The sequence below is a fragment of the Paenibacillus lentus genome, from assembly GCF_003931855.1.
Taxonomy (GTDB): domain Bacteria; phylum Bacillota; class Bacilli; order Paenibacillales; family Paenibacillaceae; genus Fontibacillus; species Fontibacillus lentus.
The window spans coordinates 1,863,327-1,878,655 of record NZ_CP034248.1 but is presented as its reverse complement, the minus strand read 5'-3'; the positions used below and the strand labels follow the sequence as shown (position 1 = coordinate 1,878,655).

The 15,329-nt window shown below is 48.8% G+C and carries 20 protein-coding genes; 3 read left to right on the top strand and 17 right to left on the bottom strand.

Translation table 11 applies throughout. The annotated features are described in order from the left end of the window. Window positions 1-63: 63 nt before the first annotated feature. The 10 genes from EIM92_RS08280 to uptA form a co-directional block, all read right to left on the bottom strand. Window positions 64-849: an ABC transporter permease gene (locus EIM92_RS08280; protein ID WP_125082261.1), complete on the bottom strand. Its 786-nt coding sequence runs from the start codon at window positions 847-849 to the stop codon at window positions 64-66. Further along, complete coding sequence (locus tag EIM92_RS08275; protein WP_125082260.1) at window positions 846-1,763, bottom strand: ABC transporter ATP-binding protein; 918 nt, start codon at window positions 1,761-1,763, stop codon at window positions 846-848. Before EIM92_RS08275 ends, EIM92_RS08280 begins: the two co-directional genes overlap by 4 nt. Continuing rightward, window positions 1,764-1,952, bottom strand: coding sequence for a PLD nuclease N-terminal domain-containing protein (locus EIM92_RS08270; protein WP_125082259.1), 189 nt, complete (start codon window positions 1,950-1,952; stop codon window positions 1,764-1,766). Then, complete coding sequence (locus tag EIM92_RS08265) at window positions 1,952-2,194, bottom strand: hypothetical protein (protein WP_125082258.1); 243 nt, start codon at window positions 2,192-2,194, stop codon at window positions 1,952-1,954. The genes EIM92_RS08270 and EIM92_RS08265 overlap by 1 nt, the downstream gene beginning before the upstream one ends. Next, complete coding sequence (locus EIM92_RS08260) at window positions 2,191-2,526, bottom strand: DUF5345 family protein (RefSeq protein ID WP_125082257.1); 336 nt, start codon at window positions 2,524-2,526, stop codon at window positions 2,191-2,193. The genes EIM92_RS08265 and EIM92_RS08260 overlap by 4 nt, the downstream gene beginning before the upstream one ends. Next, window positions 2,516-3,046, bottom strand: coding sequence for an RNA polymerase sigma factor SigY (gene sigY / locus EIM92_RS08255; protein ID WP_125082256.1), 531 nt, complete (start codon window positions 3,044-3,046; stop codon window positions 2,516-2,518). Before sigY ends, EIM92_RS08260 begins: the two co-directional genes overlap by 11 nt. Window positions 3,047-3,186: 140 nt before the next feature. Continuing rightward, window positions 3,187-3,384, bottom strand: coding sequence for a hypothetical protein (locus EIM92_RS08250; protein ID WP_125082255.1), 198 nt, complete (start codon window positions 3,382-3,384; stop codon window positions 3,187-3,189). 228 nt (window positions 3,385-3,612) lie between these two features. Continuing rightward, a complete protein-coding gene (locus EIM92_RS08245) occupies window positions 3,613-4,239 on the bottom strand; it encodes an MBL fold metallo-hydrolase (RefSeq protein WP_125082254.1) in 627 nt (208 codons plus the stop codon). A 1-nt stretch (window position 4,240) separates the two neighbouring features. After that, window positions 4,241-4,807: a thioredoxin family protein gene (locus EIM92_RS08240; RefSeq protein ID WP_125082253.1), complete on the bottom strand. Its 567-nt coding sequence runs from the start codon at window positions 4,805-4,807 to the stop codon at window positions 4,241-4,243. A 1-nt stretch (window position 4,808) separates the two neighbouring features. Then, window positions 4,809-5,423, bottom strand: a complete 615-nt coding sequence (gene uptA, locus EIM92_RS08235; RefSeq protein WP_125082252.1) for an undecaprenyl phosphate transporter UptA — start codon at window positions 5,421-5,423, stop codon at window positions 4,809-4,811. Window positions 5,424-5,645: 222 nt separating this feature from the next. Between uptA and EIM92_RS08230 the strand changes: the two genes are divergently transcribed. Then, on the top strand, window positions 5,646-5,948 hold the full coding sequence (locus tag EIM92_RS08230) for a dehydrogenase (RefSeq protein WP_125082251.1): 303 nt from the start codon (window positions 5,646-5,648) through the stop codon (window positions 5,946-5,948). Here the strand turns inward: EIM92_RS08230 and EIM92_RS08225 are convergent. The 5 genes from EIM92_RS08225 to yyaC all read right to left on the bottom strand — a co-directional run bounded on the left by EIM92_RS08225 (window position 5,945) and on the right by yyaC (window position 12,340). Beyond that, window positions 5,945-8,218: an O-antigen ligase family protein gene (locus EIM92_RS08225; protein ID WP_164515054.1), complete on the bottom strand. Its 2,274-nt coding sequence runs from the start codon at window positions 8,216-8,218 to the stop codon at window positions 5,945-5,947. The two genes, EIM92_RS08230 and EIM92_RS08225, sit on opposite strands and share 4 nt — an antisense overlap. 587 nt (window positions 8,219-8,805) lie before the next feature. After that, window positions 8,806-9,972 (bottom strand): class I SAM-dependent methyltransferase, encoded by a 1,167-nt coding sequence (locus EIM92_RS08220; protein ID WP_125082249.1) that lies wholly within the window; start codon window positions 9,970-9,972, stop codon window positions 8,806-8,808. A gap of 63 nt (window positions 9,973-10,035) precedes the next feature. After that, window positions 10,036-10,683 carry a DUF6483 family protein gene (locus tag EIM92_RS08215; protein WP_125082248.1) on the bottom strand — a complete coding sequence of 216 codons (648 nt, stop codon included), beginning with the start codon at window positions 10,681-10,683 and terminating at the stop codon, window positions 10,036-10,038. Between the two features lie 219 nt (window positions 10,684-10,902). Beyond that, on the bottom strand, window positions 10,903-11,703 hold the full coding sequence (locus EIM92_RS08210) for an alpha/beta fold hydrolase (protein WP_125082247.1): 801 nt from the start codon (window positions 11,701-11,703) through the stop codon (window positions 10,903-10,905). A 97-nt stretch (window positions 11,704-11,800) separates the two neighbouring features. Next, complete coding sequence (gene yyaC / locus EIM92_RS08205) at window positions 11,801-12,340, bottom strand: spore protease YyaC (protein WP_125082246.1); 540 nt, start codon at window positions 12,338-12,340, stop codon at window positions 11,801-11,803. Window positions 12,341-12,495: 155 nt separating this feature from the next. Between yyaC and EIM92_RS08200 the strand changes: the two genes are divergently transcribed. Further along, window positions 12,496-12,723 (top strand): DUF1128 domain-containing protein, encoded by a 228-nt coding sequence (locus EIM92_RS08200; RefSeq protein ID WP_110931377.1) that lies wholly within the window; start codon window positions 12,496-12,498, stop codon window positions 12,721-12,723. 104 nt (window positions 12,724-12,827) lie between these two features. Here the strand turns inward: EIM92_RS08200 and EIM92_RS08195 are convergent, their stop codons facing one another. Further along, entirely contained in the window at window positions 12,828-13,547 is a 720-nt protein-coding gene (locus EIM92_RS08195; protein WP_125082245.1) for a pirin family protein, read from the bottom strand. A gap of 136 nt (window positions 13,548-13,683) precedes the next feature. Next, window positions 13,684-14,697: an asparaginase gene (locus tag EIM92_RS08190; protein ID WP_125085068.1), complete on the bottom strand. Its 1,014-nt coding sequence runs from the start codon at window positions 14,695-14,697 to the stop codon at window positions 13,684-13,686. 207 nt (window positions 14,698-14,904) lie between these two features. Between EIM92_RS08190 and EIM92_RS08185 the strand changes: the two genes are divergently transcribed. Beyond that, window positions 14,905-15,270, top strand: a complete 366-nt coding sequence (locus EIM92_RS08185) for a YtxH domain-containing protein (RefSeq protein WP_125082244.1) — start codon at window positions 14,905-14,907, stop codon at window positions 15,268-15,270. Window positions 15,271-15,329 lie beyond the last annotated feature (59 nt).

The window sequence follows — 15,329 nt, the reverse complement described above, 5'->3', positions numbered from 1 at the left end:
GCGAGATTGGTCAAGCATTTCAGGGATTTATTAAACTTGTAGAGCAAATTGTGAGAATTCCACTCAATCTCCCCTTAAATCAGGTATACCTTGCCGGCGCAAGCTCCAAATGGCAATGCCTATACAAGCAAGACATAATAAGGAGGTCATTATAACTGATGCAAATGCCGACTCTACCGACGAGCCTATGATTACCGCATTTGCTAGCATTAACAGTCGAGCTGGACTCCAGGCAAACCAAGCAGGCGCAAGACTATGGCCTAGCGATAATCCGGCAACAACGAGAAGGGATATTACGGCAGCTGCACTGCCGCGCAACAATGTGCTAAGTAGAAGGTTCAAGGAGAGAGCAAACATAAGCCATAGAATATATAGCCCACCTGCAATAAACCCTATCCGCCAAGGCACAGGGCCGAGCAATAACGCAGTATAGTACCACGCCATCGCATAGCTCGCTATGAAGGAAACTAGCATCAAGGTCATTTGGCCCGCCCATTTGGCAGAAATAAAGGAGGCTGAACTTACGGGCCGAACAAGAACCAAGGCAGCCGTTCCTCCATAACGCTCGCCAGCCACGACCTGCATTCCCGCGATCACGAGAATAAGTACCCCAAAGGTGCTATATTGTCCGAGGACGCTTCCCATCACTTCAGCAGGCCCGGGGATCGGAATCTTCGATATCAACTCTGCAGGAACACTGCCTGAAGCAGCCAGTATGTCCGGCATATAATATGAAGTTACGGGCTGCATTACTACAAGCAGCATGAAAACAATCGGAATCCAAAGAAGCTGGTAGTTTCGGGTCATGCCTAACAGTTCTTTGCGGTACATGTACAATGCTTGCCTCATGCTGTAACCACCTTCATAAACATATCCTCGAGCGAGGTAGTACCTGCCTGAAAACTTAATAGAGGGATACCTTTCGAAGAGACCTCTTCTAAAATGAGCCGTCTCGCTTCTTTCATATCACGGACAGTCAGCAGGGCAGTACTGCCTTGAATTTGCGCATCTTGAACATACGGACGGCTCTGCAGCGACTGCAGCCAAGCATTTGCCGAACCAAGCTTTTCCACCTGAATAGTCAGCTGCGGAAGACGATATTTATCAGCAAGCACCTGCAGCTCACCGTTTTCTACAATTTCTCCGTCCCGCATCATCATGATCCGGTCACAGACCTCCTCCGCATCAGGCAGCACATGCGTCGAGAATAGAATCGTCGCCTCCGCACGCAGGGACTGCAATAAATCCATAACCTCGCGCCGCCCGATCGGATCAAGCGCTGATACCGGTTCATCGAGCAGTAGCAGTTGCGGCCGATGAACCAGCGCCTGTGCCAAGCCGAGCCGCTGCTTCATCCCTCCGGAATATCCTGCGATCCGCCGCTTTGCTGCTTCTGCCAAGCCAACCCGTTCTAGCACAGACAACGTCCGTTTCCGAGCCTCTTTTCGGCTCATTCCACTGAGACATGCGGCATACATAACGAATTCCTCACCGGTCATCCAGCCGTAAAATGCAGGATGCTGCGGCAAATATCCAATGAGTGAGCGGTATTCCCCGCTGGAATGCTGTCGTCCCTGCACGGAAATCCGCCCCGCGGACGGAGCGATCAACCCGGCAATCATCCGCATTGTCGTCGTCTTGCCTGCTCCGTTTGGCCCGAGCAGCGCAGTGCAGCTTCCCGGCTCCAGCTCGAAAGAAATTCCTCTAACCGGGGTACGCGAACCAAAACTCTTAGTCAATTGATCCACACGAAGAAATGACATTTAGGCTTCTTTCCTTCCGATTATAAAATAAACGATGCTCCCGACAATATTTCCGAAAAGGATAACAAAAACCCAAATCCATTTGGCTCCCCTTACCGATTCTGCCCGAGCCAGCGAAATGAAAGCCGTAATCATAAGCAAAAACTGCAATACTATAACGGGCGCGAGCAATCCCCAATTAATATTCATTATCTCTCCCCCATTCTTCTCTTCTTTTTTCGATAATCAGCCCATACGACGACAAGCAAATATACAATTAATGAAGTGGGGCAATTAATCACTCCCCATAATCCCCATAACCAGGCTCTTCTCCCCCGTTTGCGGGCATCTATAAACATCCACGTACCTTGAGTTAGCAACAGCAGTGCTACTAGAATGAGCATCCACCATGGCGGAAGCGGCTCTGTATGAATCATCTGCGACATATTCATTCTGCTCCCTCCCTCCGGGCTGGGCGCAGCGCCATGATCACCGCTACCGCCGCGATAACTCCAAGCCCTTGCAATAAAGCGTAAACTACCGGAATCGTTAATAGGAACAGGAAGCCGCCACTTATCATTAATAGGGCAACCAAACAGAACAGCATGACTTCCCATTTTCTCATCCAAGCCGTCATCCGCCAGCGCTCTTTTACGATCAGCTCCCATGACTCTACAGAAGGCCCGTTCTTCTCCGGAACGACGCGTTCCAAGCTTTGTAAATCCTTCAAGAGTTCTCGAATAAGCTCATCCTCTAATTCCTTGTCTTGTCCGTTATGACTCATGTGGATTCAACTCCTTTCGCAATTCGCGTAGTCCATAAGCAACTCGAGATTTGACCGTACCTGCTGGAATGTTGAGCATATCTCCGATTTCATCGTAGCTATACCCGTAATAATGCTTTAGCAGGATGGCTATCCTGTGCTCAGGAGACAGCCTGGACAGCAGCTCAAGTAAATCGCTCCATTCCTCTTGATTGGCTTCAAAATGCCATTTCAACCGATTCGCCGCCCCATCCTGCACTAGCCATTGCCTTTCTCTCTTCCGGCGGCGGGTTACATCAATGAACAACCGGGTTCCGATCGTCATTAACCAAGAGGAAAAAGCAGACGTTCCATCGTAACGTTGTATATTTTCTATACATTTAAGCATCGTATCCTGAGTCAAATCCTCGGCCATCTTGGGCTCCATGGTCACCTTCACCAAATATTTGTACACATAAGAATAATGATGTTGTATTAGTGAAGCGAGAGCGGTGGCATCGCCTTGTTTCGCTTGTTTGATCCATTCCCTCTCCTGCGGCATCGTGTCACCCCTTCTTGTCCATAGCATCTATAGTACGTTCAGGTAACCCAGATCGTTCAACGACGAGTAAAAATAAATATAAAAGAAATAGAGCTGAAAGAAGGGATACACCGTCACTCATTCAGCTCTACCGGGCACACTTATTTATATAGTTCTCTGCGTATTTGCATCAACTTATGATGCCATGGCTGCCTGATTGTGCCTGAAGCAATAACAACCTGGCGCCACATAGGGGGGATATCGGATGTGGAGGCCTCTGCAATTGTCATACCTTCTTTATTCTTCCTCTGCAGATGACCGGAACCATCATCCGTAACATATGATACACTGCGTTTCACATTGACCTCTCCTTCCTGATCCTGCCGACTCGCCTGATATCTATCTGCAACTGTCTCGCATACCCGAAAAAAGACAAAAAAAGAACGCAAACCGGGATTATTCCACAGCTTGCGTGCTTCGCAAAGGTTACAAACAATTAATTAAGATACATCCTAGCAAAAGAATGCAGCTTTGTCTAGTATTTTTGCACTTTTTGTAGCAAATTCTCACTAATTCGTATTTCTTGCTCAGGAAACGTACGGATTATTAGCTTTTTCGAATCCAATCGTCGTTTTGGGGCCATGGCCTGGATAGACGATAACCTCATCCGACAGGGTGAATAACTTTCCGCGAATAGAATTAAAAAGATCAGCCTCGCGGCCACCTGGCAAATCCGTACGTCCCACGCTCATCCGAAACAATACATCGCCGGAAAAGAGGTGGTTTCCGCAAAGGAAGCTAACACTGCCCGGGGAATGGCCCGGGGTGTGAAATACGGTAAATTCATGGCCAATCAATTTCAGCTTCTGTCCTTCAGCCAGCTCATACTCCGCAGGCCCACTCTGAATCGGTGGTGATACTTCCGCCCAGCGGAGCGAGCCGTTAAGCGCAGGCGTCGTCAACCAATCGCTTTCGAGCGAATGCAAATATACTGGGCACTTCTTCAACCGGCGGATTTCCTCGACTCCCCCAATGTGATCGAAGTGGGCATGCGTCAGCAGGATGGCTTCGATTTCTAGTCCTTCGATTCTACGAATCAGGGGGGCCGGGTTCATTCCAGGATCGATAACTATGGCCTTGCCCTCATCTTCCCCTCGAATCAAATAAGCATTTGTCTGTAATGGTCCTAATGAAAATGTCTCAATGTTCAACATATTAAAATTTCAAGAGTAACTCACGCAGTTCGGATACGACCTTGCCGTTAACTCCTGCTCCTTCATCGTATTTCTCAGCCATTTGCTTACGAACTACAGCTATTTTCTCATTATAGTCCGCTGCTTCACGATCCGGATTCTCCTGCTTGAATCGGATCATGATCTCCTGCACATCTGTCGGACGCGGCCCCCAATGGCCAAGCACATCTCCTCCCGCATCCGCTACGATAACGATCGGAACGGCACGGCCGCCCATCGTTAAGAAGTGATCCATAACATCCTGATGCTCCTCCACAATGAGGATCTCCGTCTCGATTCCAGCCGTTTCAAGCGCTCGAAAAACAACAGGAATACTTCGTATTACATCGCCGCACCAATCCGCCGCTAGAATCAACACCCGCAAATCATCCCGTCTTTTCAGGCTCTCGAAATATAATCTATCTTCCTCGTTCACCCATTTAAAATCATCATACCCGGAGTGAAACGCTTCTTTATTCCGCTGCATTCCCTCCATAAATTGCTTCGGCGAAATGCCCTTGCCGAATTTAGCTCTAAGATTCACACTCATATCAAGCCTCTCCTTTCCTTTTGTTCGCCCCGTACCATTTCACGATAAAATACCCGATCAGCAGTGCAAGGGCGACGAGCAGAATCGGCATAATATACGGCCCTGCCTTCTCATCGATCGCTTGCCACTGTTCACCCAGCATCATACCTAAATAAACAAACAATATTGACCATGGAATGGCTGCAAGAGTTGTCAGCCAAAGAAATTGGCTCACGGGCATTTTAGCCATGCCGGCCGGAATAGAAATAGCATGTCTGACTACCGGTATGAATCGAGCGGTAAAAATAACCCCCGATCCATATTTTAAAAACCAGGCCTCGGATAAGTCGATATGCTTTTTTTGGATCAGAATATATTTGCCGAATCGTTCCAAAATGGGCCGTCCTCCGTATCGTCCGATCCAATACACGAACAGCTGGGCAATTACACCGCCAATCACCCCGAATATAACCGCCCCAGTGAAGCTAATTCGCTCCGTAAACACAAGATAGCCCCCGTAGGCGAGTACGATCTCACTCGGTATGACCTCAATCATGAGCCCCAGCATAATCCCAATATAACCTAGCTGTTGTATCCATTCAAACAATGCTCCGATTGCATTCGACAACCATTCCACGACTCGTCCTCTCCCCAAAATCTTCTTACTTCCAATCTATTCTAACATAGCCTTAGACATGCCTTCTAGTTAAGGAACCGCCAGACTACATTCGACTCTATCATGTCCTGCTAGGAACGGTCTGACTTAGTAGCCTATAGCTCAATATTGAATGGCGCTGCTGTGTCCCGCCCTCTTCAGCCAGCATATGCTGTTACAAAGGAGGCGATCAATCTGAATAAAATGCACGACAAGCATCAAGCCGCCCTTCCTACGCCGCGCAAAATCCGCCGGGGCTGCAGCAAGGAATTATACCGAACGATCAAAAGGCTTGGGATTTACATTCCCGATAACCTCCTCAAAGAAGGAGAAGATCTTTACTACAAAAGAGTGATTGCCAACCTGCTCTGGATCAGCGAGAACAGCAGCAACCGCAAACTGCTTGCGAATTGGTGGGATGACGAGGTCGGCCCTGAGCTCGCCGAGCTATGGAACCTCGAGCGCGAAGCTTTGTGCAAAGCATTCCGGGCAGCTTTCGGCGGCTAACGATGACCGGGAGGGTGACGGAAGACGTACTCTCCCAGCTGACGTCCCAGATATTTCGCTTCTGCAGTCACCATAAAGCTTCGATCATTACGCTTCATTATTGTCATAGCGAGCTTATTAGCAAGCTCCTCGTAACGAACATATAGCCGGTACCCAATGAGGGCTGTTGCCACTGCCTCTTGCAGACGTTGCTCCCGCTGCAGCCGGTGGACAAGAGATGTAAGATGGCTTATCGCCTCCGTCTGCCTCGTCCTACTGAAGGGATCAAGTCTGACGGCATGCTCCCAGGCTGAAACAGCATCCTTCGGGTGCAATCCGGAAAGGGCTCGTCCCAAGGCCGCCCATAAATCAGGTTCGGCCCGATCGTAGACAAGCCCTTGCTGCAGCATTTTAGCTGCCCCCAAATCATCGGACAAACCAGCCAATTGCAGCCGTGCTGATGTTCTGGCTGGATAGATAGATAGCGACTGCTCCAAGAAAGCCTTGGCCTGCTCCGTCATGCCCGAGGCTTTCGCGGCCAAGGCCTGCCGTTCCCATGCTAGGCTGGTCGCCTGCCGTGCTCCCAGCAGGCTTGCAAGCAGCAGGAATACGGACATAACAACAAGGACGAAGATATACCATATATGCCGAGTCACTAGCCGAACAGTATATACAGCCTGATGGGGCTGTACGAATTGTGCTGGCTCCTTGCGGTTTACAGGTTCTATAGACCGTATCGGAGGTTTGGGCTGATCAGACTGCGGCTGCGAAGAAGTTAGGGGCAAATCAGACTGTTGCGAGATCCCGGAGCAAGCCATCCAAATCATCAACAACCAAATCAGGCCATAGCTCATATCAAAATCGACTATACTGTGGAGAAGGATCACCAGGCTTGATGGCCATATACGACATCGTTGACGAGCTAGAACAACTCCGAAAACGGCAAGCCATAGCATCAGAACCACAAGCCCCGTTAGACCGATCTCCAACAGGATATTGATATAACCGCTATGCACTTCTCGCCCGACGTAAGGAGTAGCCTGAATCGCCCGGTACATCACATCCCAAGTCCCCCCTCCTTGTCCAAACCAAGGGGAGGTGAGGAACAGCCTCCAGGCATCGCGGTACATAAGAAGGCGACTAGAAGCTGTCGCTAGTGAATACATCCTCTCAAGCGGGCCAATGCTCAACCAGGCTATAAGTAGAACCGTTACCAGCACAATGCTGCTAGCGGCAACCCGGCGAACCCTTGCGCCTTCCAGACACCCGGCGATGCCGTGGCGAATTCCGGGCTCAATTAAGGAAGGAGCTGCTAACCAACGAACTCCGCGACCAATCAAAGGATCTCTGGTTATCCGGGCCAATCCAGACCCCGCAAAGGATCGAAGCGCTATCCTGCCAGCTCCAAAGCTAGTAAGATGCTGAACTCCGGCCAAGGCTGCACACATGATGGTAACAAATATGAGTAGCCCAGAAAGCAATGGTGGAGCAAGCCGTGCAGAGAACAATTGACCTGCAGTTACTAATCCAAAGAAAAATAGCACGCCGCTTTGCCTCGCATAACGATAGCGATCAGCTCCTTGAAGCTGGAGAAACCCAGCCAATCCGGCTGTTGCAACCGCTATATAAGCACCACGTGATTCCGTTAACAATAAACAAACAATATAAATATAAGAGCTGCCTGCCACAGCATATATTCTCCATCTCTGCTGACGAGTATAATTCGCGGCCGAGATTTGAGCTAGATAGATCAGCCGTTCCAAGAGAAATACCCCCATCACCGCTCCGAAGGTATTCGGATATTGCAGCAGTCCGGCCAATCTTGCCCCGCTTGCGGACAATTCGCTCTGATCCGTCCGAAAAATAGCCTCGGGATAGGGTAACAGCCCATACACAGATGCTAAAGCCGTTGCGCCAAGCAGCAGGCCAAGAAAACTCCAGCCTGTCTCAAGAACCTCTTTGCCTCGGGTGCAGCGCCCAGCGCAATAAATAAGCAGGCCAAAACAGCCGTAAAAGCACCACTTAAGCATAGCTTCCCCAGTCGCCTGCAGAGACAACGGGCTGAAGACAAGGTGAGCCGCATACAACCCAGCTATTAAGAACGACCCACCCAGCACAAAAATATGTGTGAGCTGAATTTTATAAACAGACTGTCTCTCGTCCAAAAGCTTCCGGCTTATCCGCTGTCCACTCACCGCCTTTCCCATTAATATTAGGGCTGTCATCGTAATGCCAATCAGCATTAACCCCAGGGTTAGCAACGTGTCATCAAAATATAATCCGCGGTTCAAGCAGGCGAAGCCCCCTGTCAACGTACAAAAGAATGCCACTAATATCGATAGCCAAGATCTTGCTTCGTGCCTCATTCCAAAAGTACCTGCCCTTATTTTGGTGTCTCCTGCCCTTTCTTTACGCATTTCATGCATGCTGCTCCCTTCCCTCACTAATTCAACATCCTTCAGGTTCACATAACGCGATTTAGCCTGTTTCTCTTGAATATAGGAGGTATGACACCACAGATGTGCTTTCTCATAAAAAAAGGCCAACACCTTAAGTGTTGACCTCACATAAGCAGTTCAAACTACGCAAGTTGGAGCAGCCTCGGGCTGTCGCATGTCCCATTACGATTTTACTTGCGCTGTGCTGTTACTGTTATTCTCTACTATTGCGTCGATATACCTTTAAGTTATTACACTTCTACGCATTACACCGCCACACCATTATGCTATTACGCTTCTACACCATTACACCGCTACACCATTGCGCTATTACGCCATTTCGCTATTTCACCATCGCAATAGTATGCTACACCACGACGTTCCACCGTAGCCATTATGCCATTTCGATGCCATTGAAGACTTCAGCCTGTCAAATTCGCTTAGCCCTGGGGCAGCAAGTCCCGGCACGCTTTCTCCAGATAAGGATCAGCGCTCAGAAAATCGCGGAAAGCGGTATATTCCCGCCACAACCGCTCCATATCGGCACCAGGCGATTTCACGGCCCGAATCAAAATATTCTTCGGCGTATGTTCCATATCGATGAATTCAAGCAGCTGTGTTTTATAGCCAAGCAAATCTAATAATTTGGCTCGGATTGCATCAGTAGCCAGTGCCGAGAAGCGCTCCTTCAGAATGCCATGCGACAGTAGAGGTTCAAGTACAGGAGTCTCTATCTGCTTAAACAGCTCATGCTGACAGCAAGGCACGGACAGAATGACAGATGCCCCCCAACGCACTGCCTTCTCTAAGGCGGCATCTGTCGCTGTATCACATGCGTGCAAAGTAACGACCATATCGACCTGGCTTAATTCGTCATAATCGGCAATATCGCCCACGAGAAAACGCAGTTGATCATAGTGCAAATTCCGCGCCAACGTCCCGCAATGCTCGATCACATCGGCTTTCAGGTCAAGCCCTACAATGTTTAGCTCCCTACGCTGCTGGACGCTCAGATAATGATAGAGCGCGAATGTCAAATACGATTTGCCGCAGCCGAAATCAACGATCGTTAGCGGACGATCTTCAGGAAGATGAGGAATAACGTCCTGCACCATTTCCAAAAAACGATTGATCTGCCGAAACTTATCGTACTTTTTGGCAAACACCTTCCCGTCCGTGTTCATAATACCGAGTTCCACCAGGAACGGTACCGGGGTTCCCTCTTCCAAAATATACTGCTTCTGCCGATTGTGCGACAGTGCACCGGGCTTCTTGGAAGGAGACTTCTTAAGAATCGACACTTTATATTTCTTGCTGATCAACACCTGATAGTCGGCATCTACGGTACATAACAGCCCCTGCCGAAACGTGTCTTCGAACATGGCCATCATCCGTTCCTCGAATAAAGCAGCCGCTATATTCTCATGAGTAACCTTGTTGGCATAATGATACGCTAATTGATAATGAAGGCTCTTCTTCAGTTCCACGGGTTTTACGACCACCTTGGTATAACTGGTCTCTCCCGTTTTGCGGCGCTGACTGAGCGTAGCGGAGATCAGGGTGCCTTCTTCCGCCAGTTGATGGACTAGATTCCGCAAAGACTCCATAATTAGACAACTCTCTTTCGCTTTTCAAATAATTGTTCCAACCTCATCGGCAATTATGTCATTTTACAAGCGATTTCGCAGTTCAACAAGCCCTTCCAGCACCTCGGCTGCAGACAGACCGCCCTCTTCCAAGTCCCGCGAATCTACGTTTATCAAGCGCTCGTAAAAGGCAATTCCCTCTTGCACGTCCATCACTTGCTGATCCATCAAGCGATACAAGGCATCTTCGGCCAGGGCATATCTGCCCTTCACCTCAGCAAAGCTAAATACCAGCCGTTCTGTATCCGGATGAAGAGGATGGCCCTTGAGCTGAGCCAACAGACTGGAAATTTCCTCATCCAATTGCCATAAGGATAGATCCGCGCCATGCTGTCTTGCTACCAGAAATAAATGGAGTGCTTTCTGCTGCCGTACTCTGCCCTCATTCACACCCCCGCTATCCAGGATAATGTCCGCTTCCTCTCTCAACAGCCGGGCCAAAGTTTGTAATTTATCCGCCTCGATAATTCCGCCGCTGCGAAATAACTCGGTAATATCCTTAGGCGACAGCGTTCCAAGCAGCAAAGAATTTAAGCGAAACTGCGTTTTGAACAAATCTTCAAGCTCCTGTAGAGCTTCGGGGTGCTTCTTCTGCTGCTTCAAACCAAAAATGGTACCCAGAGCTTCCGTAATCCCCTCAATGGCTCGGACGAGGTAATCTTTTCGAAACATACAATAGCCCCCCTTTCCATCAGTCACTTACGGTAAATTAACTTGTATAGAGACCGATTTTATATGATTTCGATCTTCATTTCCAGCTCCCTTTGCTTGGAGCTTATTTTCGTCAGTAAATATATTGTCCAGCTTTACACAAATAACCGGACTCTCCCTCAGGAGATGTCCGGCTACTCTATATTCCAGGGCAACCAATCTGGATACCCGTTTGAAATCTTATTCCTTTTCTTTATGGATCTGACGTAGAAAATCGTTAATGACAACTGCCAGCTGTTCTGGGGCCTCGTACATGCTCATATGTCCGGCTCCTTTAATAACAGCCTTCGTCACATTACTACCTTCCGTCGTAAATGTCCGATCAATCGGAATGAGCCTGTCATTCTCTCCTGCCACGAGTAGGACGGGCAATGTCGTCGATGATAGGACATCTCTGCGATCAATTCGTTCACGCATAGCCAAAGCAGCTCCAGAGGCTCCTTGCGGGGGAGTCTTGTAGCCAATTTCTTTAACACGATCCAGGGCCGCTTCATGCGAGGTTGCATTTGCAGGGGCAAACAACCCAGGGACCAGGCCGTCGACAAATCGGGTAATCCCCTCAGTGCTAATAACCGAAACGGCCTGAAGCCTTTTTTCCTTCGCTTCCTCACTGTCAGGATAGGCCGTGGAATGGATCAGGCCAAACCCACTCAGACTGCCCGCGTATCGCTGAGCCAGGGATAATGTGACATATCCGCCCATCGAATGGCCCAGCAGGGTATACTTATCAACTGACAATTCCTTCATCAGGCCGGCTATATCATCAGCCATTTGTTCTATCGTATAGGCGCCGAGCGGCGCATCGGACAATCCATGCCCGCGTAGATCAGGAGCGATGACACGATATTGCTTAGTCAGCAGCGGCATCACTTGCTCCCAATAAGATGCATTACCGCAAAAACCATGTAGAAGCACTACAACGTCTCCCTTACCCTGATCCTCATATGCGAGTGTCGTTCCGCTTATCGTTAGCTTGTCCATCGTTCACCCTTCTTTCTTGTCTATGTATTGAATATATATAATTAAGCCATTTTCTCTCTTCTGAAACGTTGCTGCAAATTATATGATGCTGGCTAGATTATGAATTATGAAATCCTTCCACCGCCGCACGCACGATTTCGTCCGCCATTTGCATGACCTGGTACAGTGAAGTCATTCCAAGTGTCCAATAAGGCTTTGGGCCATTTACGTTCACTACGGCCGCGATGCTGTAGTGCCCTGCCTCCGGCAATCCACCGCCCACAGACTGCGCAGGGAGCAGCGGTTTCCCCGATACGATATAGGAGCCTACCGAAGCAGGAACTCCCAGGCAGGCATCAATCGCAATAATGACATGATCCTTGGGAATAGCATTCATACGATGAACTAGATTGTCAGCATCACAGGGATGCTGAAGCGAACCTACAACGGAAGGGAACCCGTGCTCCTCCAGCCGGGTACCAACAATGGGGCCAAGCGAATCTCCTGTGGAGCGATCTGTCCCGATACATAAAAACGTGACATTATCTGATAGATGCTTCTGGCGAATGTTACGCATAAATACAGGCAATTCCTTACCTGTCAGTCTCCTCTGGCTAAAGGCAGAATCATTATGAAGCCCTTGACCCTTTAACTTCATCTTCATCCCCCCTGTATAAACGTATTCTGATTGTACCCTAACCAGACATACACCGCAAAACATAGAACCGGATCAACTGTCATGATACAATACATGAAGCGGGAACGATGAGCATTATGGATAAGCATATTATATTATAGAGAGGATGAACGATCATGGTAGATTTAACGCAAAAGACTCAAGAAAATGTGGAATATATGATCGAAGCAATAAAGACGAAATTAAGGATGGCCACCGGGGCTGCCATGTCAGCTTCAGCATTTCATGTGGATCGTTATGAAGACATTCTGGAGGTTTATGAAATCGTTATGAGCAAGGAACGCCTGAGCATTTCGGAAGTGGAGGCACTTGCCAAAGAACTCGGCCAACTAAGAGGTAATTAGTCTCGGCACAGGTCAACACTAGATCAGAATAAAATCAGAGTCCAATTCCCGCTCCAGTTAAATCAGGAAGCAGGAAATTGGACTCTTTTCATTTCTTATTTAGGCTAAGGCAAATCGATCAGTATAAACTCTGCGGCACCATCGCTGCCCGTACCGCGAACGGTCAGTTCCTCGGCATTCCGTATTCTCGCTGCATCGCCTGGCCGGAGCGCAAATTTCTGTTGTCCGCAGTGTAAATCGATATGGCCCGACAGCATGAATAGATGCTTTCGACGCCCATCGCCTGAAGGAACTGTCAATTCTTCCGCGGTATCCAATGTTGGAATATATAGCTGCACATCCTGATTGATGCGCAGACCTCCCTTCAGAGGCAGCGGTGCCACAAGAGGCTTCAGGCACCCTCTCCGGTCTTGCCATGGGAACCATCCGCTAGACCAATCCGGTTTCAAGTTCCTCTGCGCAGGCAGGAACCACATTTGGATAAAACGCACAGGCTCTGTATCTGAAGGATTACTCTCGGAATGACGAATACCCTCGCCGGCACTTATCACCTGTACACTCCCAGCCGCCAAATCTCGCTTATTTCCGAGATCATCCTCATGACGCAGCGTGCCAGATACTACATATGTGACGATCTCAAGATCGTGGTGCGGATGAGAAGCCAAACCTTGGCCAGGCTGAACCACGTTATCATTCAATGCTAGCAAACAACCGAAATGAGCATTGCTCGGATCATCATAATCGGAAAAGGAGAAGCTGAATTCACTATGAACGGCACCTTTGTCCGAAGTATGGCGCTCCTCAGCGGTGACCACTTTGATCATCGTTATCCTCCTCGCTCTCTATCAAGATCAATACTTGGATTCATTGTTTTGATGGGTGGTTTTGATATTTCTTACCCGTAACGTGAAAACATTAATCAAAGTACATCTCCAGAAAGTGCGAGCTGAGAGCAGATAACTAATTTATAAGCGTAAATACCGTCTCCATGTGCCCTACAGAGCTGCCCTCGTCATTCAGGATACGGGAAGGAAATTGCTCCTGCAGTTTGAGTAGAAGCTCTTCGTTGGCATAGTTGAGCTGGTGCAGTATTTCCAGAACGATCCTGCCCCATTCTTCTTCCGAACCATCCGATACTTTAAAAGCGATCCCAAGGCGCTCCCTTTTCAAACTGAAGCAATACACGCCTTTAAAGCCACCTTTGGCAATGATGTTGTCATCTTCCATTAAGACAGAGTCAATGCGTCCACTCCCTCCGACCAGCTCTGGACGTGCATTCATCGCCCGAGTGATTTGTCGTACGGCTTCAGCCGTCCGGGTATCCTTGATCAGATCAGGACAAACCAGCTTCAAATAAGCTGTTGCTAATGCCGATAAGGGCAGTGCAAATACTGGAAAGCCGCAGCCATCCGTGCCACGGCCAATGTCTTCCACCGCCATTTCGGCAAGAGAAGCTATAGTGTCGACAATTTCCTGCTGAACAGGATGGGTCGGAGCATGGTAGCTCTTCAAATCGAAGCCCATCATTTTGCAATATGCGAGCACACCTAAGTGCTTACCAGAACAGTTATGATATAATCTTCTTCGATCTCCTCCTGATCGAAGAAGAGCTTCCCTGGACTTACGATCCAGAGGCAAGCTTGGAGCACATACAAGCCCCTCTTCTTCCACGCCGATTTTGGAGATCAGGGACTTCAGCACATCCATATGAACGTCCTCGGCGCGATGCGAAGCAGTCATTACGGCGATCTCAGCATCGGTAAGCTGATAAGCTTCCTGAATACCTGCCCGAATTGCTGGAATCGCCTGAAGAGGCTTTGCAGCAGAACGGGTAAACACCTGGGTATAGGGGGCGCCAGCATACTTAAAAATGCGTCCCTTTTCATCAACCACGCAAATAAATCCGCGATGACTGCACTCCAGTATGTCCCCACGATATTCTTCAACCAATATTGTATCTCTAAAGCTGTCCATCGCTCTTAATGTCCCCTTTCCTAAAGACCGTGCCATTACAGTATAGTACAGCAGCTTGACAGGTACCAAATCGCTGGGTCCAGCGCGGTCTTCGAAAGCACTAGCGCCTGGATCTTTTGTTTCAGCACTTCCTCAGACGTTTATATAGGAAGTAAGCAGGACAACTTCTGTCAATCACTACAAATGACATATAAGGAGCGATAGAACATGAATAAAGAAGAAATGGATCATCCGGTTCAAAGCGGTTCTACTTTTACTAAAGGACTCGTGATCGGCGCATTGCTCGGGGCGGCCGCCGCTCTTCTATACGCACCAAAACCCGGACGTGAGCTTCGCAGCGATCTATCCGAAAAACTGAGCACTGCGACAGATAAATCAAAAGAAGTCGCTACTGTCGTAGGCGAGAAAGCGACCGATCTTGCTAAAAATGTGACTGAAAAAACGACGGATTTGGCTAAGACGGTAAGTGCAGGCGCGTCAACTATTTTGAACAGTGCCAAAGAAGCATCCGCCGATATAGCCGAAGATGTAAAGAACGCCTCGGATGAGGTAATTACTGAAGCGAAGCAATAATGGGGCTGTTCCCTGCGTAGCCAGCTCTAAAGAGCTGGCTACTTATCTTTTCAATCGTA

Coding starts and splice junctions, on each gene's coding strand:
- EIM92_RS08275 (WP_125082260.1), bottom strand. CDS start 1,763: ATGTCATTTCTTCGTGTGGATCAATTGACTAAGAGTTTTGGTTCGCGT.
- EIM92_RS08220 (WP_125082249.1), bottom strand. CDS start 9,972: ATGGAGTCTTTGCGGAATCTAGTCCATCAACTGGCGGAAGAAGGCACC.
- EIM92_RS08185 (WP_125082244.1), top strand. CDS start 14,905: ATGAATAAAGAAGAAATGGATCATCCGGTTCAAAGCGGTTCTACTTTT.
- yyaC (WP_125082246.1), bottom strand. CDS start 12,340: ATGAAGTTAAAGGGTCAAGGGCTTCATAATGATTCTGCCTTTAGCCAG.
- EIM92_RS08230 (WP_125082251.1), top strand. CDS start 5,646: ATGCACGACAAGCATCAAGCCGCCCTTCCTACGCCGCGCAAAATCCGC.
- EIM92_RS08210 (WP_125082247.1), bottom strand. CDS start 11,703: ATGGACAAGCTAACGATAAGCGGAACGACACTCGCATATGAGGATCAG.
- EIM92_RS08280 (WP_125082261.1), bottom strand. CDS start 849: ATGAGGCAAGCATTGTACATGTACCGCAAAGAACTGTTAGGCATGACC.
- EIM92_RS08240 (WP_125082253.1), bottom strand. CDS start 4,807: ATGAGTGTGAATCTTAGAGCTAAATTCGGCAAGGGCATTTCGCCGAAG.
- EIM92_RS08270 (WP_125082259.1), bottom strand. CDS start 1,952: ATGAATATTAATTGGGGATTGCTCGCGCCCGTTATAGTATTGCAGTTT.
- EIM92_RS08265 (WP_125082258.1), bottom strand. CDS start 2,194: ATGAATATGTCGCAGATGATTCATACAGAGCCGCTTCCGCCATGGTGG.
- EIM92_RS08195 (WP_125082245.1), bottom strand. CDS start 13,547: ATGATCAAAGTGGTCACCGCTGAGGAGCGCCATACTTCGGACAAAGGT.
- EIM92_RS08245 (WP_125082254.1), bottom strand. CDS start 4,239: ATGTTGAACATTGAGACATTTTCATTAGGACCATTACAGACAAATGCT.
- EIM92_RS08190 (WP_125085068.1), bottom strand. CDS start 14,697: ATGGACAGCTTTAGAGATACAATATTGGTTGAAGAATATCGTGGGGAC.
- EIM92_RS08260 (WP_125082257.1), bottom strand. CDS start 2,526: ATGAGTCATAACGGACAAGACAAGGAATTAGAGGATGAGCTTATTCGA.
- EIM92_RS08215 (WP_125082248.1), bottom strand. CDS start 10,683: ATGTTTCGAAAAGATTACCTCGTCCGAGCCATTGAGGGGATTACGGAA.
- sigY (WP_125082256.1), bottom strand. CDS start 3,046: ATGCCGCAGGAGAGGGAATGGATCAAACAAGCGAAACAAGGCGATGCC.
- EIM92_RS08200 (WP_110931377.1), top strand. CDS start 12,496: ATGGTAGATTTAACGCAAAAGACTCAAGAAAATGTGGAATATATGATC.